Here is a 24,413-nt window from a genome sequence, read left to right as displayed (position 1 = left end):
GTTTTTTCGCCTGACTGTTTTCGATTACATGGGCTTTACTGTGCGACTACTTTAATAAATAGGGCGTACGGCAAAACAAAAAAGGCGAACCCAAGTTCGCCTTTCTTCTCATTGCTTCTTACCGAAGTGCACTACTCGGCCGATTTCTCAGCGACCATGATAGTTTTGATATTGACGAATTCACGCATACCATAGCCTCCGTGCTCACGACCGTAACCGCTGTCTTTCACACCACCAAAAGGTAAGTTTGGTTGTGCCAAAGAGTACCCATTGATATTAACCATACCGGTATCAAATTCATCTTTCGCCAATGCTATTGCTTTGTCGGTATCTGTACTGAAGATACCGCCGCCCAAGCCATAACGTGAATCATTTGCTACTTCCATGGCTTGCTTGTCGTCGCGCACGCGAATGAGCGACGCAACTGGTCCAAATAGCTCATCATCATAAGCGGGCATACCTGGCGATACATCTTCCAGCACCGTAATTGGGTAGAAATAGCCATCAGAGTCTGGAATTTCTCCGCCCAATGATAGCGTAGCGCCGTTTTCTAGCGACTTTTTCACTTGCTCATGAAGTTCATCGCGCAAGTCTTCTCTCGCCATTGGGCCCAAATCTGTGTTTTCATTTGTGGGGTCGCCAACTTTTAGCTTTTTACACTGCGCCACAAATTTGTCTCGGAATTCTTCATAGACGCTATCCACAATAACAAAGCGTTTAGCCGCCACACAGGTTTCACCGTTATTAATAACGCGTCCTTGGATACACATTTCTACGGCATGGTCGATGTCAGCATCCTCTAACACCAAAAAGGCGTCGTTACTTCCAAGCTCCATTACGGTTTTCTTAGACAAGCTTGCAGCTTCCTTAGCCACTTCTTTACCTACTTCGTCACTCCCGGTAAAAGTAACGCCGCGAACGTATTTGTGCTTGATTAAGTCACTTGCCGTGCTGCCATCAATTAGCAGCGACTGGTAAACATTTTTAGGAAAGCCAGCATCTTCGTACATTTGCTGAATGGCTTGCGCCATACCAAACACGTTTTTAGCATGTTTCAGTACCGTGGTGTTACCCGCCATTATGTTTGAGGCGCTGTAACGAATAACTTGGTACAACGGAAAATTCCACGGTTGGATGCCAAGAATAACGCCAATGGGCTGGTACGTAATGATTGCTCGACCGCCTTCGAAAATGCGGTGTTCGTCTTCCAAAATTGAAGCGCCGTGCTCTGCCGTATAGCGGCATATTTCGGCGCATAGCTGCACTTCTTGCTTTCCTTGCGCGGTAACCTTACCCATTTCCCGTGTCATCAGACTGGCGAGATCGTCAATTCGCTCTTCCATCAGGTTTGCAAGGTTATTAAATAAATCTGCGCGGGTCTCAAATGACGTACGGCGCCAGTTCAAATAGGCTTCTTGTGAACGGGTAACTGCTTGCTCGGCGTCCTCGGCTGACATCAAATGATAATGATCGATCTTTTCACCTGTAGCAGGGTTGTAGGTATTGATTGTCTCACTCATTGTCACTCTCCTTATTCCGTTTGGTCTGAAGGAAGTGCAACTAAAAAGCCAAGGTGTCAAAAAATATTTTTTAACGTATTTTCAATAATATAGAAGTAACTTGAAGCCTAAGTAATGGATAGTGTCAGAAAGGATCCAGAAAAGATTACCTATCGCAGTAAAGATTTCAGGGCGACCGTTGCGATCGCCTTATCATTTTTCCTAAGTAAGGATACCCTTGCGGCGCTCTGTTTGATTAACGGTGTAATGCGCCTTGTTGTACAGCACAAGAGGTTCAACACTAGTCCGTGTATAAGTCAGGGAAATGGAACTTTGCCATAGCAAGCGTTAACGCCACTTCATAAACACTTTGTCGCGAGGCGTGATTAAGAGTAAGCAAACCAATAGCCCCCCCTTTTTGCTTTATGTTTACTGTATCAAAGAGCTTGTCCATAACTGGCCCAAGTTCTTCTCCACGCTGTAGCGCCTGATATACGCTTACAGGAAGAGGCAAGCTTGCACTTCGCGTTACCGACCAGTGACCTTCATGGTATATCGCCACATAGGCAAAGGTAGCAGGACCATCTTCAAATACATCCACACCACCTTCAATTGCCACATACCACGCATCTGTGAGACCACCTTGATGATGAGCAAGCATGGCCTTCACGCGATTAATGGCGCCCAAGCGCGTTTCATCTTCATTCATTGGCTGGTCAGGCACGCCGCTTGGTACAGCCATACCCTGAGCGTCGAAATCGTGCTCTAGTGTGTCAGAGAGTGTATTGAGCGCAGCATTAATTTTTACCGGATTCAGCGACCCTACATAAATTGTGTCAGAAACCATGTGCTTTCGTCCTTTAAAAACGTCCTTTCGAAACAGTCCCAACAGGGTTCTGCTTAATATCTTCTAGCATTAAACGGTAATCGCGCACCGCTGGAAACTCACTAATATTGCGATTTGGCAAGGTACTATCAGGGTTATCGACAGCAAGTAAATGTTTAATACCGTATGTCTTTGCCGCATTTAGAATTGGCAGTGAGTCATCGACAAATAAAGTGCGATGGGCATCGAACTTTACCCGTGCCTGTAATCTTTCCCATAGCAGCTGAGACTCTTTGGTTACGCCGAACTCATGGGTAGAGATGAGGTTGTCGATATGTGCGTCGAGCTGGGTATGCTCTATCTTTAGCGCCAAACTGTTTGGGTGCGCATTGGTCACTAATACCACCTGCCTGCCTGAGTCATGAAGCGCATCAAGGAACGGAATTGTATCGTCACGAAGGGCGAGCAAATGTGCCAGCTCACGCTTCAGCGGCATAAACTCATTTTCTAAGTCCATTTCAAGAGATTCAGCCCAGTAATCTAAGCAATACCATTGAATTTGCCCGAATACTGACTCATATCGCGCAGTCATTTCACGTTGACTCTGCGCCTCTGAAATTCCTCTTATTTGTGCTAATCGTTTAGGTAAATGATGTAGCCAGAACTGGTTGTCGTAATGAAGGTCCAGCAAAGTGCCGTCCATGTCTAACAGTACAGTTTCTATTTCATTCCAGGGCAGAAAGGGCAAGCGATTTTCCTTATAATGAAGTAAGCTAAGAAATTGTATACAAGTATGATAACAAAGTTGTAGCGATAGACATGCCAAAAATTGATCCGAACAAACCGTTACCACAAATTCATTCTCGTGAAATCGTTGCGCAAAGCAAACTCTTTAGGGTAGAACGCTTAGACCTTGAGTTTTCGAACGGCGCCACCCGTGAATTCGAGCGGATGGCTGGCGGAAACAGGGGCGCGGTAATGATAGTGCCTATGCTTGATGAAAACACCATGGTGTTAATTCGCGAATATGCAGCCGGCACACATTCGTATCAACTAGGCTTCCCAAAAGGTTTAATAGACCCTGGCGAAACTGCCATTGAAGCTGCTAATCGCGAACTACAAGAAGAGGCAGGCTTTGCGGCCAATGATCTTGTGGAGCTTCATAAGGTCAGCATGGCGCCCACTTTCTTTAACGCCAATATGACCATTGTTTTGGCTCGAGACTTGTATCCAAAGCAACTTGAAGGCGACGAACCTGAGCCTCTTGAGGTGATTCACTGGCCTTTAGATGAAGCAGATGCTTTACTTGCACGAGAAGATTTTGTAGAAGCACGCTGTATAGCCGCGCTGTTTTTAGCTCAAAAGTGGTTTAAGGAACAATAAACAATGCCCGACGACGCCCATGCCGACCTACTAGAACTTGCGAAAGAAATTGCCATCGAAGCCGGTGAAGCCGTATTAGAAGTATACGATAAAGGGGAGTTTGACGCTTATCAAAAAGACGATGAGTCTCCCGTTACCAGCGCAGATTATTTGGCAAACGATATCATCAACAAGCGCTTACAAGCCGCGACGCCTGATATCCCAATCCTCTCAGAGGAAAACAAACACGCAAGTTTAGAAGAGCGAAAGCATTGGCCTCGATACTGGTTAATCGATCCCATCGACGGAACCCAAGAATTCATTGCTAGAAGCGGTGATTTCGCAGTAAACATTGCGCTAATAGAGAATAATGAGCCGACAATAGGCGTTATCTTTTGGCCGCCAGGGCAGTCGCTATATTACGCCCAGAAGGGCAAAGGTGCGTTTAAGTCATCACCTGATGGTGATCACCCAATAAGCGTACGCAAGCTAGACGACCCTAAAAATAGTGTGGTGATGATTGCAATAAGCCGTCGTCAGTCGAGAGAAAAAGTGCTCAGCAGAATGTGCGCCAAGCGCGTATATCAAACGCTTCCATTGGGAAGCTGTTCCCTGAAAGCCTGCTTTATTGCCGAAGGAAAAGCTGATGTGTTTATGCGCATCGGTATTACCGGCGAATGGGACACTGGCGCATCGCAATGCATTGTCTCTGAAGCGGGTGGGAGTATTGCCGCCGCTAACTTCGAACCTCTTACCTACAATCAGCGTCATTCGCTAGAGAACCCAGATTTTGTGGTAATGGGCGATCAAAGGGTGCCATGGCAAGATGTAGTCCAGTATGATGACTTCGTAAACCCACATCAGCACTAGCGCGTAATAATTTACTTAGCGCAGCGTGTTAACCTACGTATAATAGCGTAGTAATGTTGCTGGGCCACATTACTCTGGTAGTGGTTAAATCAAGCCAGATGGAACCAAAAAGTAAAAGGAGTAACCTATGATGACTACACGTATTCGCACGTTGTCTGCAGCATTGCTCGCATGTGGGCTAGCATTTCCCGCCGCAGCCGATTGGTCAATAGACGGCGAAACAAGTGCACTACACTTCTTATCGACGAAGAATGCACAAGTCACCGAAGTACATAAGTTTGATAGCTTTGATGGTACGCTGTCTGACGGTGGCAAACTTAACGTGACGGTTGACTTATCGTCAGTGAATACAGCCATTGATATTCGCAACAAGCGAATGCAAGAGATGCTGTTCAACGTGACCAAGTTTGCACAAGCGACATTTGAGGCCAACTTGCCTGAGTCGATGATGAACCTGAAATCGGGCCAAGTTGTTAACGGGAAGGTAGACGGTATTTTGATGTTGCACGGAAAAGCCGTTCCTACGTCATTTGCTGTTAAAGCAAGTAAAGTAAACGACGATACGCTTACCGTATCAACCACGTCACCAACGTTAATTAAAGCAGAGTCTTTTGGACTTGCTGAAGGCGTAGCTGCACTTCAAAAAATTGCAGGGCTTAAGAGCATAACAACAACAGTACCCGTAACGTTTTCAGTTACGTTTACTCAATAAAACATTGTTATTGCCGCCGTCTATCGATAAAAAGCTAGGTGGCACGTGACTAAACGCAATAAAAAACCGCACACATGTGCGGTTTTTTTGTTTTGATATCTACTTTGAGTCCATTATGCGCTGTTAGGAAGCCTGTGGCGCATAGGCAATGGCTTTTGACTTAGTACTTGCTCTGGCATGCTCTGCCACACGTTATCAGGAAGCGCAGGTACTTCTGCCTTGTGCTGTGATATAGCGAAATACCCCATTGCAACGCGTAAACGCTTAAGTGCTTTACACTCATTCACTTCCTGGTCAATGACAAACACGCCCCACTTACGCATGGCTATGCCTAGTTTATCGCTGCTTGTTAAGCGGATAACCGGCGCCGCTAACACCATGCCTACTAATACGGGTAACAACCACATAAATAGCGACGGGGTGAAGTAGAAAGTAGTTACGCCCCACGCTACCGCTAAACAGCTCATAATTTGCGTGTGTTTAATTGCAACTTTCCATGGCACTTTGCGCCCTTCACGCTCTTGCGCTTCCCATTTAACAGAGTGGCCAACAAAAACGCTAATCACAAAATAACTGTGATAGAACATCATTAGCGGCGCAATAAGCACGGCCATAGTTAATTCAATTGCTGCCCCTTTAAGCAAAGACCACGCGCCACCAAATTCGCCACGACGTTTTATTAAAGCTAAAGTAATACCGAGAAGTTTAGGCAAGAATAATAAGGCCGCCGTACCCCACATGGTTACCATCATCATGTCTTGGCGCGCTACCTGCCAACTAGGGAAAAGCTGGTATTCAGACACGAAGAACTCTGGCACTGACGTGGCGCGAATTAACGCATCTGCTGTACCTAGCGCCAACATGCAAAATAGTATGAGTGAAGAGATGTACGCAAACGCACCAAATAAGAAGTGCAGGCGGTTTGCCATTTTAAGACCTTTAACGTTCAATAACCCTAAATGCTGTATGTTGCCCTGCACCCAACGACGGTCGCGAATCGCGTAGTCAACAATGTTACTTGGCACTTCTTCATAGCTGCCCGTGGTGTCGGTAAGCAAGTAGGCCTGCCAGCCAGCACGGCGCAGTAGCGCAGCCTCAACAAAGTCATGACTTAAAATTTCACCACCAAAAGGCGCGCGTCCTTCGAGGGTAGGTAGCCCGCAATGCTGCATAAATGGTGCAATACGAATAATGGCATTGTGCCCCCAATAATTTGCACTGTCTGTTTGCCAAAACGATAGACCTGTCGCCAACATTGGGCTGTAAAGGTGAGCAGCAAACTGCACAAAACGACCAAAGAAGGTGTTTTGACGTACCGGCATTGGAATGGTCTGTACTAAAGCCGTATCAGGGTTTTGCTCAATACGACGCGCCAAGTCTTGCATACGCTCACCGCTCATCACGCTATCAGCATCTAACACGATCATCGACTCGTAGTTTGCCCCCCAGCGTTCACAAAACTCTTTGAGGTTACCTACTTTTCTGTGCAGATTCTGTTCGCGACGACGGTAAAACACTTGGCTAGAGAACGCACCTAAACGTTTCTTCAATCGGGAAAAGGCACGTAGCTCTGCATCCGCTTTTTCCATATCGCGGGTGTCGCTAAGCATGAAAAAGTCGAATTTCGAACTGTTTTCACTTTCCATCAACTCGCGAATACAGGCTTCAAATCCTACCATGATACGGCGGGTGTCTTCGTTATAAACCGGCATAACCACGGCGTGCTTTTGCGTTAATGGCGCAGTAGCATCAGGCTGAGGTTGATTTCTGCGCAAGCTTAGCGGGTCAATGTTAAAAAGCTGCAAAAAGAAACCGATAATGCCTGTCCAAAACGCCATACACAACCATGCGAACAGGGTTAGCCCCAACCCCAACTGTGCAATCTCTAAGTTGGTAAGGCCGTTAGGTAAAAAGATCTCGTACAAACTCCAACCGGCCAGTGCCGTGCTTGGAATAACTAGCATTGCCATGATAAACAAACGCATATGCTCTCCTTTTAAGATGAAGTGTGAAGCACGTGCAGTGCCATCACTTTTAACCTGAGGCACGGCTTTAGCCTCGTCCGATACCGCTATGCAAGCGCGATTATTTTGGTTGGTAGACATAATTCCAAACCTCACTCACACGTTTACCGTCTTTCTCTATGTAAGCGCGCATATCTACCGTCTGCTTTTCTTTCGGCTTAACAAAGAAGGTGGCCCGCCACTCTTGTCCATCAGCAACGGGGTAAAGTCGCTGCTGAGAAATCGTGCCGTTAGTACCCTGTACCACCAACTTCATCGACTCGTTATCAAAAGCAATGGCAGAAGGCGCGCTGAAGTCCACGCTGAACTGTCGTGTCGTATTTAGACTGTCGTTTTTAAACTCGTCACCCGGCAACACAGCCTTGCCTTGGCGGGTACGTACTACTGAGGCCAGTTCACTAACAAACGGATTTTGTTCTACGGTTTTAAGCTCGTAAGCGAAATACAGTGATTCGCCCGAATTGAATGGCTTTTCAGGCGTCCAAAAAGCCACGATATTGTCGTGTATTTCGGATTTAGTCGGAATTTCGACGACTTCTAATCGGCCTTTCTCAAAACCAGCTTCTGGCGTCACCCATAGCCCTGGGCGTATATGGTAATTGGCCTCTGCGTCGAGGTAATTATCCCATTCGCCGTCGCGTTGAAGCATGCCGAATCCTTTAGGGTTTGCGTCGCTAAGTGACGTGACTTGAAGGCGTGCAGGGTTAGTCAGCGGGCGCCAAATTTCTTCACCAGCGTGAGTTACCATGAGTACACCGTCACTATCATGCACCTCTGGACGATAGTCGTCATGGCGCTTTTCTGTGTTCTCGCCATACAAGAACATACTGGTAAACGGTGCAATGCCTAGCTTGCTCACGTCATCTCTGGCAAATAACCAACTCTCTACCTTAACGCTGGTATCAATATCAGGCTGTATAACAAATTTGTACGCGCCCGCTACAGAAGGGCTTTCAAGACGCGCATAAACAGTAATTGGCTTACCCTCACTCGGTTCTATGACCCAGAACTCAGTGAAGTGGGGGAACTCTTCGCCTTTGGCTAGCGCCGTATCAATCGCAAGACCTCGTGCAGAGATACCGTACACTTGATTTTTACCTACAAGGCGGAAGTACGATGCCCCCAAAAATACAGCAAATTCGTCTTTGTACTCTTCGTTCTTGATAGGGTAGTGAACGCGAAATCCAGCAAACCCTGACTTTTCGTCCGTTAGACCAGCTAACCCCGACGCAGACCCGTCGTAGTTGAACATGTCACTGTTGAACGCTAGGCGTTCAGGCTTATTGCTTTCACCAATAGTGTGGATAGTGACGGGGTATTCATATAAAAAACCCGGGTGAAAAAACTGCAGTTCGTAGTCATTCTCGTCATGCCAAAGACTCTGCTCGGGCTTGAAGCGAATTGAACGATACGTGGTGTAGTCAATTTCTTTAAGCTTGCTGTTTAACCCGTGATCGTCCTGCTCGTAGCTCTCTGTCGCTGACTGGCGTGCAGCATCAATAATTGACTGAAGAACCGGCGATGCTTTTTGAGGCTGATTGTCGTTGTTAACCTCAACTGCACCGGCTTGATGAAACGCAAATAATGCGATGACACTGCTCATCGCTAAAAGAAGGTGTGACAGCTTATTGCGCTGACGCACATTCGTTTGTAAACCTTTACCGAAAATTGAAACTGGCTTAGCCATTTGTCCTCTCCTTATGAAAACAATGGTTATCCAGATGACCATCAATAACTCGTTACACGCCTTACTTACTGAAAAGCGTCTTTTACAAAAACGGTATTGATTGAAGCCACGCGAGAAAGGCGCTCTCTTCCTTTCTTTATCCACTAATATCGTGAAAAACCGAATTCCTTGCCGAAGGGCTAAAGTGAATGTTGGATAACACACAGAGACTTGAGCAAAAGCTGTTCCAACACGAAATAGCCGCCGTTATTTTTTATATTTTCCATAATTTACAATGCTTTACAAATATACATATTGTGGATTAGTGGAGAACACTGGCTTGTAAAAATGTCCGATGAGTTAGACAAAAGGATAACTGTTGTTTTTTAGAGACAGTTTTGTGTGCCAACGTTTTACTAGGAATACATCAAACTTTGATTTTGAACATTTCAAATGTGTAGCCTCTCAAAAGCCAGACGTATTTTATCTATAAATATTAGCGACATAGATAAATTAAGACATATCAAAATAGTGATTTAGTACGAAGTTGGCAAACGCTTTGCTATTCATGTTGATAAATAAATCGGACACTATTTCTTAACGGAAATAATAAAGATGGCATGAAGGCAAGTACGGCTTTGTGTTCATCAACCAAGTAGCCTTTTGTAGCGCGCTGTTAAGCGCTGACCTGCGCTCGGGTTTGCAAATCGAGAACATTCGCGATGAACAAGGTGGGTTACTTAACATACTAAGGAGTTATCACATGCGTAAATCATTCACACTTATTGCAGCAGCACTAACTGCGGCAACACTTCCTCTTACAGCTATGGCCGACAAGCCTGACTGGCGTTACGTAGAAGGTGGTTACACCAAAATGGACTTTGACGACAATGAGTCTTTTGAACCAGACGGTTTAACCGTTAACGGTAAATACCTATTGAACAGCAACTGGTACCTAAACGGCGAGTATAGTTTCTTTGAAGAGGGCAACTTTGACTTTGATATGCTGACACTAGGTGCGGGTTACCGTTTACCTGTTAACGCGACAACAGACGCGTATTTTGGTGCCAACTTAGAGCGTATTGACGGTGACGTAAACGACGAAACAGGTTACAGCATTAATGCTGGCCTTCGCTCGATGATCACAGAGCAGGTAGAGCTGGCGGGTGAAGTTGGCTACTACGATGTAGACGATGGTGAAGCGACATTTAGAGTAGGCGCTAACTATTACATCACGCCACAATGGGCTGTGGGTGCAAACTACAGAATCATTGATGATTTAGACATTATGCAGGTAACTGCACGGTACGCGTTTTAAGCCTTCCTCTCCTCAGGTAGGTAGCCGGGTTGCTCGACCCGGCTTTTTTGTGTCTATTGTTCTTCAGATTCGCTTGGCTCAATATCTTCTTTTCTTTTGATATCTACACTTTCATGAAGCTCTGAATAGACCAGCACCGCCTCACCCGACTTGAGTCTGTTTAACACTTGCTGCACTTTCACATCTAGCGCAACTTCTTCAGCGCCGTAGTCCGTGCCCTCTCGCAGAACAAAAGACTCAGCCAGGCTATAAAGCGTATCGGCTTCTAGCGCGTCAATGGGGATTATCATTCACACTCCTGATAAAAAGCGTTTGGGTAAATTATTAGGACATCAACATTAGCGGCTGACGTAACGACACGTAGTATTTACAGGTAAGGCTTCACTTACAAAACGTTTCACCCGTTCGTGCAGCCATACTTTAGGATTTAATATAGAACCTTGCATGAACCCAACGTGACCGCCTCGTTCACTTAGCTCCACGGTAACGTTGCGCGCAAGCTCTTCTTCTTTAGGCACAATTAAGTGATTCATAAAGGGGTCATCAATGCTATGCAATACCAGTGTAGGACAGTGGATCGCGCTTAAAAAGTGATACGCACTACACTTTTCATAGTAGTCTTGAGCGTCTGCAAAGCCGTGAAGCGGCGCTGTGATCTTCTCGTCGAATTGGGTAAAGCTGGTGATCTCTTCCACATCAGATTTTGTTAGCTGTATAAGCTTGCGATAATCGATGTACTCCATTTTCTTACGCAGCGTATCCTTCATGCTAGTAAGTAAATACTTTTGATATACGCGAGAAAAACCCTGGTTAATTGATTTAGCGCATTCAGAAAGTTTAAGAGGTGAAGAAATGGCAATCGCTGCCTTAAGCCACTTTTGCGCAGGGTTTTCGCCCAACAGTTTCAATAGCATGTTGCCGCCAAGGGAAAAGCCGATGGCCACTTTAGGAATTCGTGGAAATTTATCGTGAAGCCACTCTAAGAAAAAGCTGGGGTCTTCTGTTTCTCCACTGTGATACGCCCGCGCTTTTAAATTTGGCACGCCGCTACAGCCGCGATAGTGCATCATCACCACCTGCCAACCATTCACTGACAATTGAGCCATCATATCGTTCGCATAATGCGACTTAATACTGCCTTCTAAACCATGGAACATCACCACGATACCCGATGTTTCCTGCGGTTTTGGCCCCCACGCCACATCGACGAAGTCGTCATCGGGTAATGTGAGACGCTCCATGTCGTAAGACAAAGGCAACCGCTTTTGAATAAAACGCGGCCATATGGTTTGCACATGACGGTTCTTCGCCCACCCTGGCACCTTGAAGCTGCTTTTTATTATCTTTCCATGCGATAGCGCTGATTTACTCATTTTGTTTTCTTATTGTGTTTTTACGATAGTTGGTTAACCACTAGGCTCACTAGTTGGCGCGCCTCGTTGTTGTCTCGCAGTCCGTATGCATTTATAAACGCTGCGATGGACGCGTTAAATACGTTAGACGATACAGATTGCCCTTGACCCAGATGCGTGACTGGCTGCTCATTGAACGACGCAACAATATCGTGCTGCTGCTGTCTTTCAAGCTCTAGCTCTTGTGCTTTGAGTGCGTCATATTCTGCTTGGTCTCCGCCTTTTTCGGGGCTCGCAGCCTTTCGCCTTGCACGGTGATACTGTAACTTTTCTTCGGTCGCACTGGATGCCGCAATCACTGCCTTAAGCTGTGGCAAATTAATGATGACATTATTCTCTAAACACCAGCAAATCAGCAAGAGAACGTTTACATTAACCTTGTGGTTGTCTTGCAGTAAAAGCGCAAGGGGAGCCATATCACCTTTGGTATAGCGAGAAACGCTATACTCCCAAAACGCGCGGTTTTCGATATTAGGCGTTGGCATTGTCATACTCTTCTCGTTTTAGCTCAATTTGCTCTTGGGCATCTAGCCATGCCATCTCTTCTTCTTCAAGCTGTTGCTTAAGCTGAGTTTGCTTGTCGAGTAGGCCCATAAGCTGCGCCTTTTTGTCTTCGCTGTAAAGCGCAGTATCGGCAAGTGACGCTTCCACCTCAGCCAATGCAGCACCACATTTTTCCATGGCTTTTTCGTGTTTTTCAATGGCTTTTTTAAGTGGCGCAACCCTTTGCCTAAACTCGGCTTCACGACGCTTTTCTTCTTTACGATCTAATTTGCGTTCCGGCTTACTCTGCGCGCCAGCCTCTTGTTGCTCTTCGTTTTTGGCGTCGCTGTTGGCCTTGGCTTTTTCCGCTGCCTGCTGTTTTAAAATCCAGTCGCGATAGTCATCCAAGTCGCCTTTAAATGGTTCAACTTCGCCACTGTCTACCAAATAGAAATCTTCACATACCGAGGAGAGTAAGAAGCGGTCGTGCGAGACCAGTACCATGGCGCCTTCAAAACCTTGAAGCGCGATATTTAGCGCATGGCGCATTTCCAAATCTAAGTGGTTGGTAGGCTCATCCAGCAGCAATAAGTTAGGCTTCTGATAAACAATTAACGCCAATACTAAGCGCGCCTTTTCACCGCCCGACATGGGTGCCACGGGCGCTAATGCTTCATCGCCATTAAATCCAAATCCGCCCAGATAGTCGCGAAGTTGCTGCTCGGTGGCTTTTTCGTCAATGCGCTGCAAATGAAGAAGCGGAGTAGCGTTAGCATCTAATGTTTCTAACTGATGCTGAGCAAAGTAACCAATCTTAAGGCCTTTAGCCGTATTAAAAATACCTTGCTTTGGCGCATGCACACCCGCCAATAGTTTGATTAGCGTAGACTTACCCTGCCCGTTTCGACCTAGAAGACCTATTCTGCTGCCAGGTACTAAATTGAGTTTCACCTGTTGCAGCACAATATGGTCGTCGTAACCCAGCTGTATCTTCTCCATTTGCACAAGCGGGTTAGGCAGTGCCGACGGCGGCGCAAAAGAAAAGCTAAATGGGCTTGCCATATGGGCTGGCAACAAGGTTTCCATTTTCTCCAACTGCTTAATACGACTTTGCGCTTGCTTAGCTTTACTCGCTTTAGCTTTAAACCGGGTAATAAACGAATTGAGGTGCGCTACTTTTTGCTGCTGCTTTTCATATTCAATGTTTTGCAAGCGAATACGTTCAGCGCGCTGGGTTTCGTAAGACGAGTAGTTACCGGTGTAGGTGATAAGCTTCTGTTGTTCAACACTGATAATTTGCGCAACCGTGTTGTCGATAAAGGCTTTATCGTGAGAAATCAGCAACAGCGTTCCCGCATAGCGTTGAAGCCATTTCTCTAGCCAAATAACGGCGTCTAAGTCTAAGTGGTTAGTAGGTTCATCAAGCAACAGTAAGTCTGAAGGGCAAAGCAGCGCTTGAGCTAGGTTTAGGCGCATTCGCCAACCACCTGAAAAATCGCTAACTGGTGCGCTTAATTGCACATTGGTAAACCCAAGACCCGACAGAATGGTCGCTGCGCGAGCTTCCACGTCGTATGCTCCCGCTTGCTCGAGCTGCCCGTGAATTTGGCCAATCTTTACACCGTCGCCGCTTTTTTCAGCGGCTTCTAATTGCGCCTGTAGATTACGTAAATGTTTGTCACCGTCCACCACATAGTCTATCGCGGTCCGGTCAGTTGCTGGCGTTTCCTGTGCCACGCTTACAATTCGCCAGTCATTCGGTACGCTGCAGTCGCCAGCATCGACACTTAACTCACTTCTCAGCAGTGCAAAAAGCGTGGACTTTCCGCAGCCGTTGCTGCCAATCAGCGCTACTTTGTGGCCTGGAAAAACCTGCGCCGACGCCTCTTCTAGCAACATTTTGCGACCGCGAAGTAGCGATACATTTGAAAGCTTTATCATGAGTAACCTGTGATGGAACAAACTAGGGCGCGTATAATATCAAAAACTTAAGGTAAAAGCTGATCAACACTTACCATTTCAAGGTATAATAATCGCGAAATTCTCCAAAGGTGTATGTATGTCAAAACGTGTAAAACGCCGCTTTGTTGCAGGGGCTACGTGCCCAAAATGCCAAGAGCTAGATACGATTTCGTTATATTTTGAAAATAACGTAGAAAAGTTGGAGTGCGTTGCGTGTGGATACAATGAAGCGCAAACTGATGAAAAGGTGAGTGCCGCCACACGCTCAAACGAAAATGTGATTGGCATCTTTAAACCGCACTAACATTCCTACCCACGTCTCAGTAAATCTTACCGTTAAGCCTGTGTAACACCTTACAACGCTGTGCTCAGGCTTTTTGCAAACGTCTCTTCATGCCACGCCAACACTGGGTATCCTCATTACCTAACAAAAGAGGTTGCTCAGGCATAATTTTTGTATTTCCTTCGCAAAGGAGTGAATATGAAACATGCTAAAAAACGTGCCTGCTATGTCCTTATAGCCTTGTTGCTTACGCTTATTGCCATAAGACTTTACTTGCCTTACGCCGCAGCGTCATACATCAACACGACGCTGAGTCAGTCAAAAGAGTATAACGGCCGCGTGGGCGATGTAGATTTAATGCTATGGCGTGGCGCATATAGTTTAGAACATGTTTTGCTTTATAAGGCGAACGGGCAAGTAGATAGGCCGCTATTTAAAGCTGACTATGTGGAGTTTACGCTTTCATGGTCACAGCTTTTCAAAGGTGCAGCGGTGGGAAAAGTCATTGTTAATTCCCCCGAGATTAATTTTGTAGACGGCAACACGGAGGAGAGAAGCCAGTCTGGTAAGGATGAAAACTGGTTATCTATCGCCGACCAACTCTTCCCGTTACGCATCGATAAGCTAACTATTAACCAAGGAAAAGTCGCTTTCCACAACCCCGATACTTCTCCGGCTATCGACATTGCGCTTCATGATATTCAGCTTGAAGTGAATAACTTGGTGAATAGCGATAACTTGTCAGACTCACGTGTAGCAACGGCCAAAGCGCAAGGACAAACGGCACAGCAGGGCACGATATCCTTAAACGCTAAACTCAACCCCGCAACAACAGCCCCCACATTTGACGTTGATATTCAAGCTGACAACGTTGGACTAGTGAACTTTAAGAACCTACTTGATACCTACGCACCGTTTGATCTGGAAGCCGGCACACTCACGCTTGCGGCTGAAGTGGCGTCTAATGAAGGGAAAGTAAAAGGCTATATCAAACCCATTTTGCATAATGTGGAGGTATTTTCTTGGAAGGGTGACATTGAACGTGACGGCGATGGTTTTATTGAAGGCAGTATCGAAGCCATTTCCGCGTTTGTCACCGAACTGTTTGAAAACCAAAGCGAAGACCAAATTGCCACACGCATTCCTGTTGAAGGCGATTTATCAAGCCCTGACACCCAAACATGGGAGGCATTTACCGCGATTTTAAAAAATGCATTTATCGAGGCTTTTAACGGCGATGTGGAGAAAAGTATAGAGTTGGATAGACTCGAGCTGGATAAGTTGGAAGCGCCGGAAGGCTCTGAAAATTAAGAGCCCTCGCCGCTGAGCGCGCTTAAATAGTACAGCTATCGCCACAGTCATTGGCGCCGTCGCGCATACCTTCAATCTCTTGACTCTCTTGCTTGTCTTTTTCAGCCTGTTTCTCTGCTACTGACTGCTCAACAGAGTCAAAATCGATGCTATCAAACGCATCCATATCAAAATCGCTCATAACTCACTCTCTTAAATAGTAAAAAAGGCTTCTTTTTGCTGAAGCCTTTGTATCGGGGCGCAAGTGTAATTCAAATGTATATCCTGGCTAAATGAAGACTTCGCCTAACTCATAACAAGATGAACTAGCGTGATGTTTTTTCAACACTACTGCACATCAACGAAGCGCCTTTGATGTCTTCACAGGCCTCTTCCCACGATGAGCGCCCCGCAATAAGTGTCATCGCCAATGGACGTGATCCAAATGAATACCGCGCTGCAATTATTAGTGCGCTTCAATTATTCTAGTAATGCGGAGGCGGGGTTTCTTCTGACTGCTTAGCAATATTAGACGGCTCGATAGACTTAACGCGGTCAACGACATGGCGTACTTTAAAGGCTAAATCGTCAAGCTGCTTTTGTTGCGAAGACAGCGCATCATTTAGCGCCTCAATGGTGTACTCCTGAAACGCAACTTTAGTTTGAAGCTCTTCGATATAGCTATTCGCGCTATCTATTTGCTGTTGTAAATGCTCAGCGCTTTTATCTATCATGTAAATTCTCTATCTCTCTCGTTGCCATTCTTCGGCAAGGCCACTACTGCTTATGGACAATATATTATCATTGGGGAGGAAGGCGACGCCATACACAACTGCGGTTGGTGGTGAAACTGACTCTCGTGAAGCAACCTGAATGGATTGCACTTGCTCGCCAGTTTTCAAATCCCACAGGTATACTTTTCTGGCGGGAGAGCCTGTTAGTAAAAACTGACCATCTTTGGAAAACTCAACGTCTGTGAAGATTTTCTGACGCGCTGCATATTTGAGGGATGCCACAGGCTGCCCGGTTTGCACATTCCACACTTGCGACTTGCTCTGGCTGTCCGCAGTAAAAGCAAAGCGGCCTTCATCATCAAGCGCTACTTTTGTTACTCGCGTGGGGTGGGTGAATGTATGAATTATTTGCCCAGTGTCAGTGCTCCATAAATACGCTATGTAATCGTTGCCCCCCGTCAACGCGAACTTACCGTTAGGGGAAATATCAATGGAGTTAACCTTTTCTTGATGCCCTAAAAACTCTAGTCGACGCGAAGTACGAGGTTCAAAGTACATAACTTTGCCATTTGAGCGCGCCACCAATATGCCGTTACCATTATTGGTAACCACCACATCTCTAATTGATGACTCGTCAATGCGCCAAAAACCTTCAGGCTCGCCGGTCTCCAGACTCCATAAGGCAAACGCCTCGCGGTCAGCGGTCACAACATAGCTTTTGTCGGCGCTAATGTGCACTGACATGACCAGGTTGTCACCTTCACCTTGGTGGCTCCAGTGATAAAGGGGATCACTTTGTCCAATTCGCCATACGTTTACCCCATTATTCACGCCAGAAACCACCGCTAACGTGCCGTCGGTAGAAATATCTGCGGCATAGGCGCCTTCTTCTACATGACGCCACTCCTGTATTGGCGTAGTATCAGGGACAGAGCATCCCATGGAATTACCTATAAGTACGATGAGTAACGCTATTCTATGGAACATTTGAGGCCTAAACATAATCAAATGGGTTTCGCTTTGTAAACGCTAGGTTTAACATAGCATGGATCACGCATCTTTAACTATCGTGCACACTGCCTTGGATGCAGCAGTATAGACATAGACGCATGATGATAAAAATTTATGGAGACGTTTTTATGCAGAAGTCGCTCGTTGCCTTATCTACTATCGCTGCGCTAGGCCTTTTCGCTTGCCAGCCAAATACATCTGATGAGGCCGCTTCTACAAGCGCTGATAGTGCAAAAACAACTTCTGTTTCAGCAGAAGAAATGACAGATACGCAAAAGCAAGCTTACGCCATGGGCGCAAGCATGGGTTTGTTCGTTAGCAACCGTGCCGAACAACAAGAGCAACTGGGTTTAACATTAGACCAAGATGCGCTACAACAAGGCTTTAAAGACGGTCTAAACGACACCCTTAAGTTTACGCCAGAGCAGATTCAGCAAATCGCTCAACAAGGCGAAGAAGTACTTCGCGCTAAGCAGCAAGAAATGGCGGAACAAGCCGCTGAAAAAAATATTGAAGCAGGCCTAGCTTACCTAGAAGAAAACGGTAAGAAAGAAGGTGTGGTAACTACCGAGTCTGGTCTTCAGTACGAAGTACTTGAAGAAGGCGAGGGTGCAAGCCCAGAAGCGACAGACATGGTTAAAGTTCACTACCGTGGCACCTTGCTAGATGGCACAGAGTTCGACTCATCTTACAAGCGTGGCGAGCCAGCAGAATTTCCACTTAATCGCGTTATTTCTGGTTGGACTGAAGGCGTTCAATTGATGAAAGAAGGCGCAAAGTATCGCTTCCATATCCCATCTGAACTTGCTTATGGTGCGCGTTCTACTGGCGCAATCACGCCAAACTCGACGCTTATCTTTGACGTTGAGTTGCTAGAAGTGGTTAAGCCTGAAGCAGAAGCGCCAACGGAATAAGTTAGTGCTTTAAGAAAAAGAGAAAGCCGACGCATAGCGTCGGCTTTTTTGTTTTAGTGAGTCAGCGTGATCCTTGCTTACCTTTTCCCTACGAGCCAGTGGGTTTTCACCACGCGCGTACCCAAATAGTAAAGTGGGTTATTCAATATGCTTGGTGCCTCGAATTACACTAATAAGCTTAGTCTAAATCGACCAAATTTCACGGTCTATTCCAAGCCTTTTTGGAACAATTTCGCCTTAAAACTTGGTGCTTAAAACAAAAGGTTTTAACGCTGAGGGGCGCGCCGTCTTTCTGTGTGTACCTTAAACGTAGCAAAATGATTTAACAGAGACTGACCCACCTTATACATAGCACAACCTAAAATAAGATATATCACGGTTTGCATACTATTTAAGCGAACAACGATATCAAGCAAGGCATACAACAATAACAGCGCGCCACTTAAAAACAGCATAAAACCGATGATAGTACCGCTGGTTTGGAACGGATCGTTCCCCGACCTTCGACGGTTCAACATTGGTATCCTGTTACGCATTCATTTCCCCTAATGGTTTGACTATTATTTATACTACGACACTAAACGAAAGGTTTATGTTCAATAATTATTCAATCTGGCTCTTTTGTCACTTTTTGACGTACAGAAAGATTGCGTTTTGCCTTATTACCCACATAAAGTAGGGGTAATTAGCTGGATTATTTATAGGACATTGTGAAAACACCGCTTATCACTCGAAAGGGCTACTTAAAGCTTAAACAGGAACTGGATTTCTTGTGGCGTGAAGAACGACCTGAAATTACTCGCAAGGTAACCTGGGCAGCGAGCCTTGGTGACAGAAGCGAGAATGCCGACTACCAGTACAATAAGAAGAAGTTACGGGAAATTGATCGCCGCGTACGCTACCTTCGCAAGTGCTTGGAAAACCTAAAGGTTGTGGACTACGATTCACAGCAAGAGGGTAAGGTCTTCTTTGGTGCCTGGGTTGAAATTGAAAACGAAGCGGGCAAGGTGATGGAACTTAGGCTCGTGGGCTACGACGAAATTTTCGGCCGCAAGGATTACATTTCTATCGACTCTCCGATGGCGCGAGCACTGCTTGGCAAAGAAGAAGACGATGAGTTTGTTGTAAAAACCGAAACGGGCACGAAAGAGTGGTGGATAAACCGTATTTGGTACGACGCAACAGACAAACTGTGAGCACTAATATGCCCTATTTAATCACCCATTTGTAACACAATGATCAGACGACTTCCCCTACACCGCGGTGATATACTCACCGCTCCTATTTTCACTACCGACGCTGTGTATATAAGCCTTTCACACACCGTTTATTCGCCATTGCCTGACGCGAATTTTTAGTATCTTAGAGCGACTTATGATTATCAATAAAATTGCAGATGAACTTAGCGTTCAACCTTCGCAAGTAACTGCCGCTGTTAAACTTCTTGATGAAGGGTCTACCGTACCTTTTATCGCGCGCTACCGAAAAGAAGTGACACAAGGCCTTGATGACACACAGCTGCGTACCTTGGAGCAGCGCTTAACCTACCTGCGAGAGCTTGAAGAGCGCCGCGATGTAATCCTTAAATCTATCGAGGAACAGGGCAAACTAACCGACGAGCTTAAAAGCAGTATCACCAGTGCTGACAGCAAAACTACCTTGGAAGATTTGTACTTACCGTACAAGCCTCGCCGACGCACTAAAGGCCAAATAGCGATTGAAGCAGGCCTTGAACCTCTCGCTGATACCTTATTCTCTACCCCAGATACCGATGCTGAAAGTGCAGCAAGCGAATACGTTAACGCAGATAGTGGCATTGCTGATACTAAAGCAGCATTAGAAGGCGCCCGCTATATCTTAATGGAGCGCTTCGCCGAAGACGCTACACTGCTGGCAAAAGTGCGCAAGTACTTAACTGAAAATGCTTATGTAAAAAGCACGGTTGTATCAGGTAAAGAGCAAGAAGCCGCCAAATATAAAGACTATTTCGAACACAGTGAAAAGTACAAGAACGTACCATCTCACCGCGCGCTGGCGATGTTTAGAGGCCGCAACGAAGGCATGCTACACATTCAGCTAGATGCCGACCCGCAGTCAGAAGACAACGGCCCATCGCATTGCGAACATATTATTGCCAGCCATTACGATATTATGCACCGCGGCCGTGGTGCAGATGACTTCTTAGCTCAAGTTGTACAGTGGACGTGGAAAATCAAAATTGGTTTACACATGGAAACTGAGCTATTCAGCGCCCTTCGTGAGCGCGCTGAAGAGGAAGCCATTGAGGTATTTGCTAAAAACTTAAACGACCTGTTGATGGCTGCACCTGCAGGTGCAAAAACTACTATGGGTTTAGATCCAGGTTTGAGAACTGGCGTTAAGGTAGCGGTCGTAGACAGCACGGGTAAAGTGGTCGCAACCAACACCATTTTCCCGCATGCACCACAAAATCAATGGGATAAATCTATTCGCACGCTCACCACGTTGTGCAAGCAATACAAAGTAGATTTAATCAGCATTGGCAACGGTACTGGCTCGCGCGAGACAGACAAACTCGTTGGCGAAATGCTCAAGAACAACAGCGAGCTTACTGCACAAAAAATTATGGTCAGTGAAGCGGGTGCATCGGTGTATTCAGCCTCTGAGCTTGCTTCAAAAGAATTGCCTGACCTTGACGTGTCAATCCGCGGCGCAGTGTCTATCGCTCGACGCTTGCAAGACCCGCTGGCAGAGCTGGTTAAAATTGAACCTAAAGCTATTGGTGTAGGCCAATATCAGCATGACGTAAGCCAAAGCCAGTTAGGCAAGTCGCTAGACCGTGTTATTGAAGACTGTGTAAACGCCGTTGGCGTTGACTTAAACACTGCATCGCCCGCGCTTTTGAGCTACGTATCGGGCTTAAACAAAACCCTAGCGCATAACATTGTAAATTTCAGAGACACTAATGGCGCTTTCCCAGACCGAAAAGCGCTATTGAAAGTTGAACGTTTAGGGCCTAAAGCCTTTGAGCAAGCGGCAGGCTTCCTTCGCATTGTAAACGGCACCAACCCACTTGATGCCTCTGCGGTTCACCCCGAAGCGTACCCAGTAGTAGATAAAATTGTAGATACGACTGCTGTTGCTGTTAATGACATCATCGGCAATACCGAGCTTCTAAAAAGCCTGTCGCCAGACACCTTTACCAGCGACGCATTCGGTTTGCCAACGGTTAAAGACATTCTAAAAGAGCTGGATAAACCAGGCCGCGATCCTCGTCCAGAATTTAAAACTGCCGCGTTTAAAGAAGGCGTTGAAACCATTAACGATCTTAAACCAGGCATGATTTTAGAGGGTGTGGTTAGCAACGTAGCCAATTTTGGCGCGTTCGTTGATGTAGGCGTACATCAGGATGGACTGGTGCATATTTCAGCACTGACTAACAAGTTTATCTCAGACCCACGCGAGGTAGTTAAAGCAGGCGATATCGTCAAAGTAAAAGTGCTTGAAGTTGACGTACCTCGCAAGCGTATCTCCTTCACCATGCGCTTAGACGATACACCGAGTCAAAGCAATAATGCAGGCGGTAAACCAGCAGCAGGAAAACCACAAAGTAAAGGGGCTGGGCGTGCTAACGCAAAAGCAAACCCTCGTTCAAATCAGGGTGGCGGCAATCGCAACAGCCAGCCTCAAAACAGCGCCATGGGCAACGCCTTTGCTGATGCATTTGCTAAAGCAAAAAAGTAAACAGTAGCGAATTTACTGTTGCTTATAGAGGGCCTGTCACTGACAGTCCCTTTTTGTTTCACGCTTCCATTTAGCCTGCCGTTTTTGATACATTAGATTGTGGTACATTAGTTCGGGCGCATAGAAATTTTATGTGCCCAAAAACTCTTTAACCAAAAGCACCAAAATAGAGAATACCGAAATAATGAAGAGGTGTAGGTCACACCGAAACCGAAGTTCGTATATTAGTAGCGATTAGCAAGGCCGTTGACATGCTTTTAGAGCCTTAACGTTTAACGAAGGTAATGTTGCTCATTTGACCACAGCCTTTTTCTAGGCAGCACTTTCGGACAACCATAATGAGCTAAGGGCCACTAACCTTTGGTGTACGAGCGTAATCATCCAACTGTACAGCAAAGATTATCTGCCCTCATCAAAGGATGATTTTATGAACTCGCCTGTCTCAAAAAACATGCTGAATGTCAGCGCCGATTACCCCGACCTTCGGGATCGTTATTACCAACCGAATCTTACTCCACTTAAGCCTTTTATCGACCCGCCAGGCAATTTGGTTATTTTAGACCAAGGAAAAGATGGAGCGTGTACCGGCTTTGCATTGGCCGCTACCATTAATTTCATTTACCGTCAGCAAGGCCGAAAACATACTGTTAGCCCGTGGATGCTTTATGCCATGGCTAAACGTCATGATGAGTGGTTAGGTGAAGCGTATGAAGGCTCTAGCTGCCGCGGTGCAATTAAGGGGTGGTACAACAGTGGCGTATGTAACGAGTCACTAACTGAAGATATTAAGCACAGCAACGAATTTGAAATGACCCTAGCTATTGCTAACAATGCAAGCAATCACAGGCTAGGTGCGTACTACCGTATTGAACGAGAAATTAGCGATTTTCATGCGGCGCTTAACGAAGTGGGCGTAATCTTTGTTTCTGCCAGAATTCATGAAGGCTGGAAAGATAGCGAAGGTGATGTAATAAGCTTAAGGCCTGAACCCATGGGTGGCCATGCGTTTGCCATTGTTGGCTATAACGATGAAGGGTTCTGGATCCAAAACTCCTGGGGGACGGATTGGAAGAAGTCAGGGCTGGCACTTTGGCGTTACGATGACTGGGCGTTAAACGTTATGGATGCATGGGTTGTTCAACTCGCACTTCCTATTTCAGGCACAGGAACTTACCATCAGGCTACGCGCTCCATTGCACAGGGTTTGTTTTCTCGCTCCACACCACGGGTGAGCATTCAAGATCACTTCGTTCATTTCGACGACGGACACTTTGATACCAGAAGTAAATATTGGAGCAATAAAAACCACGTCGATGCCATTATTGAAAAACTTTCCGAAAGTAACCATCGCCACGTAATGCTGTATGCACATGGTGGCTTAAATAGCATAAAAGCTTCGGCTAAACGCATTGCAGCAATGAAAGACACCTTTCTTAAAAACGATATTTACCCCATTCACTTCATGTACGACACGGGTATGCTAGAAGAACTCAAGGATATTCTGGGCTTTAAGAATAAAGAGATTAGCAACAAAGTAGGAGCCTTCACTGACTACACTGACCGCATACTAGAATGGGCAACACGTAAAGTAGGCGGCGCACTGTGGCGAGAAATGAAATCAGACGCTTGCACGCCCTTTACCCGTACCACATCAGATGGTACGTATTTCCTAACGCAATTGGCCGCCTACTTGAAAGACAATTCAGATATTAAGCTGCATGTCGTAGGGCATTCTGCTGGCTCTATTTTTCATGCACACAGCCTATCTAGGCTGTGTAAAGTTGATGAAAACATAACGATTAAGAGTCTGCATTTACTGGCTCCAGCCATTAGCTACCCCTTGTTCAACGAAAAGCTCTCTGCGCTTATAGAAGGGAAACACATTGAATCGACCACGGTTTACAACTTATCTGAAGCGTTGGAAAAAGATGACCACGTGGCGCGTATTTACCAGAAGTCGTTGCTCTATTTAGTATCAAATGCGTTTGAATCCAAACCAGAGATGCCCTTGTTAGGTATGGCTGTGTTTAATCAGCCGCTGCCTAACGTGACGTTTAAGTACAGTGAGGGGAAAGTAGGTGATGCCACCGCCGCCACGTCCCACGGCGGCTTCGATAGCGACGTAGATACCATGAACTCGGTACTTTCAGACATCACTGGCGGATCACCTAAATATCCGTTTACAAAGGCAATACTGGATTATTAAGCCCTGGTGGTTTTAAGGCAATGCAAGGGAAGTGAAAGTGCTTTTTTCGCGATTTAGCCCTTAGCTATGACGGGCTAAATCGTTCGTGCAATGTTAAGCAGCTAGCGTTAATTGCACG

23 protein-coding genes are annotated in these 24,413 nt (G+C 46.1%); 10 read left to right on the top strand and 13 right to left on the bottom strand.

Translation table 11 applies throughout. The features are described from left to right. Positions 1-131: 131 nt before the first annotated feature. The 3 genes from AWH61_RS12120 to yrfG form a co-directional block, all read right to left on the bottom strand. Entirely contained in the window at positions 132-1,520 is a 1,389-nt protein-coding gene (locus AWH61_RS12120; protein WP_014951319.1) for an NAD-dependent succinate-semialdehyde dehydrogenase, read from the bottom strand. A 280-nt stretch (positions 1,521-1,800) separates the two neighbouring features. After that, positions 1,801-2,346, bottom strand: a complete 546-nt coding sequence (yjjX, locus tag AWH61_RS12115; protein WP_014951320.1) for an inosine/xanthosine triphosphatase — start codon at positions 2,344-2,346, stop codon at positions 1,801-1,803. Positions 2,347-2,359: 13 nt separating this feature from the next. Further along, complete coding sequence (gene yrfG, locus AWH61_RS12110) at positions 2,360-3,073, bottom strand: GMP/IMP nucleotidase (protein ID WP_014951321.1); 714 nt, start codon at positions 3,071-3,073, stop codon at positions 2,360-2,362. Between the two features lie 71 nt (positions 3,074-3,144). On the opposite strand from yrfG, the gene nudE reads away from it, so the two are divergent. The 3 genes from nudE to AWH61_RS12095 all read left to right on the top strand — a co-directional run bounded on the left by nudE (position 3,145) and on the right by AWH61_RS12095 (position 5,269). Further along, positions 3,145-3,708, top strand: coding sequence for an ADP compounds hydrolase NudE (gene nudE, locus AWH61_RS12105; protein WP_014951322.1), 564 nt, complete (start codon positions 3,145-3,147; stop codon positions 3,706-3,708). A 3-nt stretch (positions 3,709-3,711) separates the two neighbouring features. Beyond that, positions 3,712-4,557, top strand: coding sequence for a 3'(2'),5'-bisphosphate nucleotidase CysQ (cysQ, locus tag AWH61_RS12100; RefSeq protein WP_014951323.1), 846 nt, complete (start codon positions 3,712-3,714; stop codon positions 4,555-4,557). Between the two features lie 127 nt (positions 4,558-4,684). Next, positions 4,685-5,269 carry a YceI family protein gene (locus tag AWH61_RS12095; protein WP_075177181.1) on the top strand — a complete coding sequence of 195 codons (585 nt, stop codon included), beginning with the start codon at positions 4,685-4,687 and terminating at the stop codon, positions 5,267-5,269. A 113-nt stretch (positions 5,270-5,382) separates the two neighbouring features. Here AWH61_RS12095 and mdoH read toward each other — a convergent pair whose 3' ends face one another. Further along, the gene (gene mdoH, locus AWH61_RS12090) at positions 5,383-7,374 is read right to left on the bottom strand and encodes a glucans biosynthesis glucosyltransferase MdoH (protein ID WP_075177180.1); all 1,992 of its coding nucleotides are present in this window, start codon (positions 7,372-7,374) and stop codon (positions 5,383-5,385) included. Beyond that, the gene (locus AWH61_RS12085; protein WP_075177179.1) at positions 7,355-8,980 is read right to left on the bottom strand and encodes an OpgD/OpgG family glucan biosynthesis protein; all 1,626 of its coding nucleotides are present in this window, start codon (positions 8,978-8,980) and stop codon (positions 7,355-7,357) included. The genes mdoH and AWH61_RS12085 overlap by 20 nt, the downstream gene beginning before the upstream one ends. A gap of 742 nt (positions 8,981-9,722) precedes the next feature. On the opposite strand from AWH61_RS12085, the gene AWH61_RS12080 reads away from it, so the two are divergent. Then, positions 9,723-10,277: an outer membrane beta-barrel protein gene (locus tag AWH61_RS12080; RefSeq protein WP_014977785.1), complete on the top strand. Its 555-nt coding sequence runs from the start codon at positions 9,723-9,725 to the stop codon at positions 10,275-10,277. A 53-nt stretch (positions 10,278-10,330) separates the two neighbouring features. Here AWH61_RS12080 and AWH61_RS12075 read toward each other — a convergent pair whose 3' ends face one another. The 4 genes from AWH61_RS12075 to AWH61_RS12060 are packed head-to-tail and all read right to left on the bottom strand — an operon-like array spanning position 10,331 to position 14,113. Next, on the bottom strand, positions 10,331-10,567 hold the full coding sequence (locus AWH61_RS12075) for a YheU family protein (RefSeq protein ID WP_075177178.1): 237 nt from the start codon (positions 10,565-10,567) through the stop codon (positions 10,331-10,333). 48 nt (positions 10,568-10,615) lie between these two features. Beyond that, positions 10,616-11,650 carry a hydrolase gene (locus tag AWH61_RS12070; RefSeq protein WP_039221438.1) on the bottom strand — a complete coding sequence of 345 codons (1,035 nt, stop codon included), beginning with the start codon at positions 11,648-11,650 and terminating at the stop codon, positions 10,616-10,618. 20 nt (positions 11,651-11,670) lie between these two features. Continuing rightward, entirely contained in the window at positions 11,671-12,180 is a 510-nt protein-coding gene (locus tag AWH61_RS12065; protein WP_014977787.1) for a TIGR02444 family protein, read from the bottom strand. Continuing rightward, the gene (locus AWH61_RS12060) at positions 12,161-14,113 is read right to left on the bottom strand and encodes an ATP-binding cassette domain-containing protein (RefSeq protein WP_075177177.1); all 1,953 of its coding nucleotides are present in this window, start codon (positions 14,111-14,113) and stop codon (positions 12,161-12,163) included. Before AWH61_RS12060 ends, AWH61_RS12065 begins: the two co-directional genes overlap by 20 nt. 118 nt (positions 14,114-14,231) lie before the next feature. Here AWH61_RS12060 and AWH61_RS12055 point away from each other — a divergent pair, with 118 nt between their 5' ends. After that, positions 14,232-14,438, top strand: coding sequence for a YheV family putative zinc ribbon protein (locus tag AWH61_RS12055; RefSeq protein WP_012520152.1), 207 nt, complete (start codon positions 14,232-14,234; stop codon positions 14,436-14,438). A gap of 177 nt (positions 14,439-14,615) precedes the next feature. Next, the gene (locus AWH61_RS12050) at positions 14,616-15,728 is read left to right on the top strand and encodes a DUF748 domain-containing protein (protein WP_014977789.1); all 1,113 of its coding nucleotides are present in this window, start codon (positions 14,616-14,618) and stop codon (positions 15,726-15,728) included. Positions 15,729-15,750: 22 nt separating this feature from the next. On the opposite strand, the gene AWH61_RS20150 is transcribed toward AWH61_RS12050, so the two are convergent. The 3 genes from AWH61_RS20150 to AWH61_RS12040 all read right to left on the bottom strand — a co-directional run bounded on the left by AWH61_RS20150 (position 15,751) and on the right by AWH61_RS12040 (position 17,383). Beyond that, positions 15,751-15,909: a hypothetical protein gene (locus AWH61_RS20150; protein ID WP_012520154.1), complete on the bottom strand. Its 159-nt coding sequence runs from the start codon at positions 15,907-15,909 to the stop codon at positions 15,751-15,753. 283 nt (positions 15,910-16,192) lie between these two features. Continuing rightward, positions 16,193-16,441 (bottom strand): SlyX family protein, encoded by a 249-nt coding sequence (locus AWH61_RS12045; RefSeq protein ID WP_075177176.1) that lies wholly within the window; start codon positions 16,439-16,441, stop codon positions 16,193-16,195. A 9-nt stretch (positions 16,442-16,450) separates the two neighbouring features. After that, a complete protein-coding gene (locus tag AWH61_RS12040) occupies positions 16,451-17,383 on the bottom strand; it encodes a WD40 repeat domain-containing protein (RefSeq protein ID WP_083605931.1) in 933 nt (310 codons plus the stop codon). A 197-nt stretch (positions 17,384-17,580) separates the two neighbouring features. Between AWH61_RS12040 and fkpA the strand changes: the two genes are divergently transcribed. Beyond that, positions 17,581-18,366 (top strand): FKBP-type peptidyl-prolyl cis-trans isomerase, encoded by a 786-nt coding sequence (gene fkpA / locus AWH61_RS12035; protein ID WP_014951335.1) that lies wholly within the window; start codon positions 17,581-17,583, stop codon positions 18,364-18,366. A gap of 266 nt (positions 18,367-18,632) precedes the next feature. Here fkpA and AWH61_RS12030 read toward each other — a convergent pair whose 3' ends face one another. Further along, positions 18,633-18,902 carry a hypothetical protein gene (locus AWH61_RS12030; RefSeq protein ID WP_170826521.1) on the bottom strand — a complete coding sequence of 90 codons (270 nt, stop codon included), beginning with the start codon at positions 18,900-18,902 and terminating at the stop codon, positions 18,633-18,635. A gap of 174 nt (positions 18,903-19,076) precedes the next feature. On the opposite strand from AWH61_RS12030, the gene greB reads away from it, so the two are divergent. The 3 genes from greB to AWH61_RS12015 all read left to right on the top strand — a co-directional run bounded on the left by greB (position 19,077) and on the right by AWH61_RS12015 (position 24,295). After that, positions 19,077-19,562, top strand: coding sequence for a transcription elongation factor GreB (greB, locus tag AWH61_RS12025; protein WP_014951337.1), 486 nt, complete (start codon positions 19,077-19,079; stop codon positions 19,560-19,562). Positions 19,563-19,740: 178 nt separating this feature from the next. Next, complete coding sequence (locus tag AWH61_RS12020; protein WP_014951338.1) at positions 19,741-22,089, top strand: Tex family protein; 2,349 nt, start codon at positions 19,741-19,743, stop codon at positions 22,087-22,089. Between the two features lie 427 nt (positions 22,090-22,516). Further along, positions 22,517-24,295: a C1 family peptidase gene (locus AWH61_RS12015; RefSeq protein ID WP_061486834.1), complete on the top strand. Its 1,779-nt coding sequence runs from the start codon at positions 22,517-22,519 to the stop codon at positions 24,293-24,295. The last annotated feature ends 118 nt before the right edge of the window (positions 24,296-24,413 follow it).

The organism is Alteromonas sp. W12, assembly GCF_001924945.1.
In the GTDB taxonomy this organism is placed as follows: Bacteria; Pseudomonadota; Gammaproteobacteria; order Enterobacterales; family Alteromonadaceae; genus Alteromonas; species Alteromonas macleodii.
The sequence above is the reverse complement of the archived record's forward strand: the minus strand, read 5'-3'. Positions and strand labels throughout refer to the sequence as shown.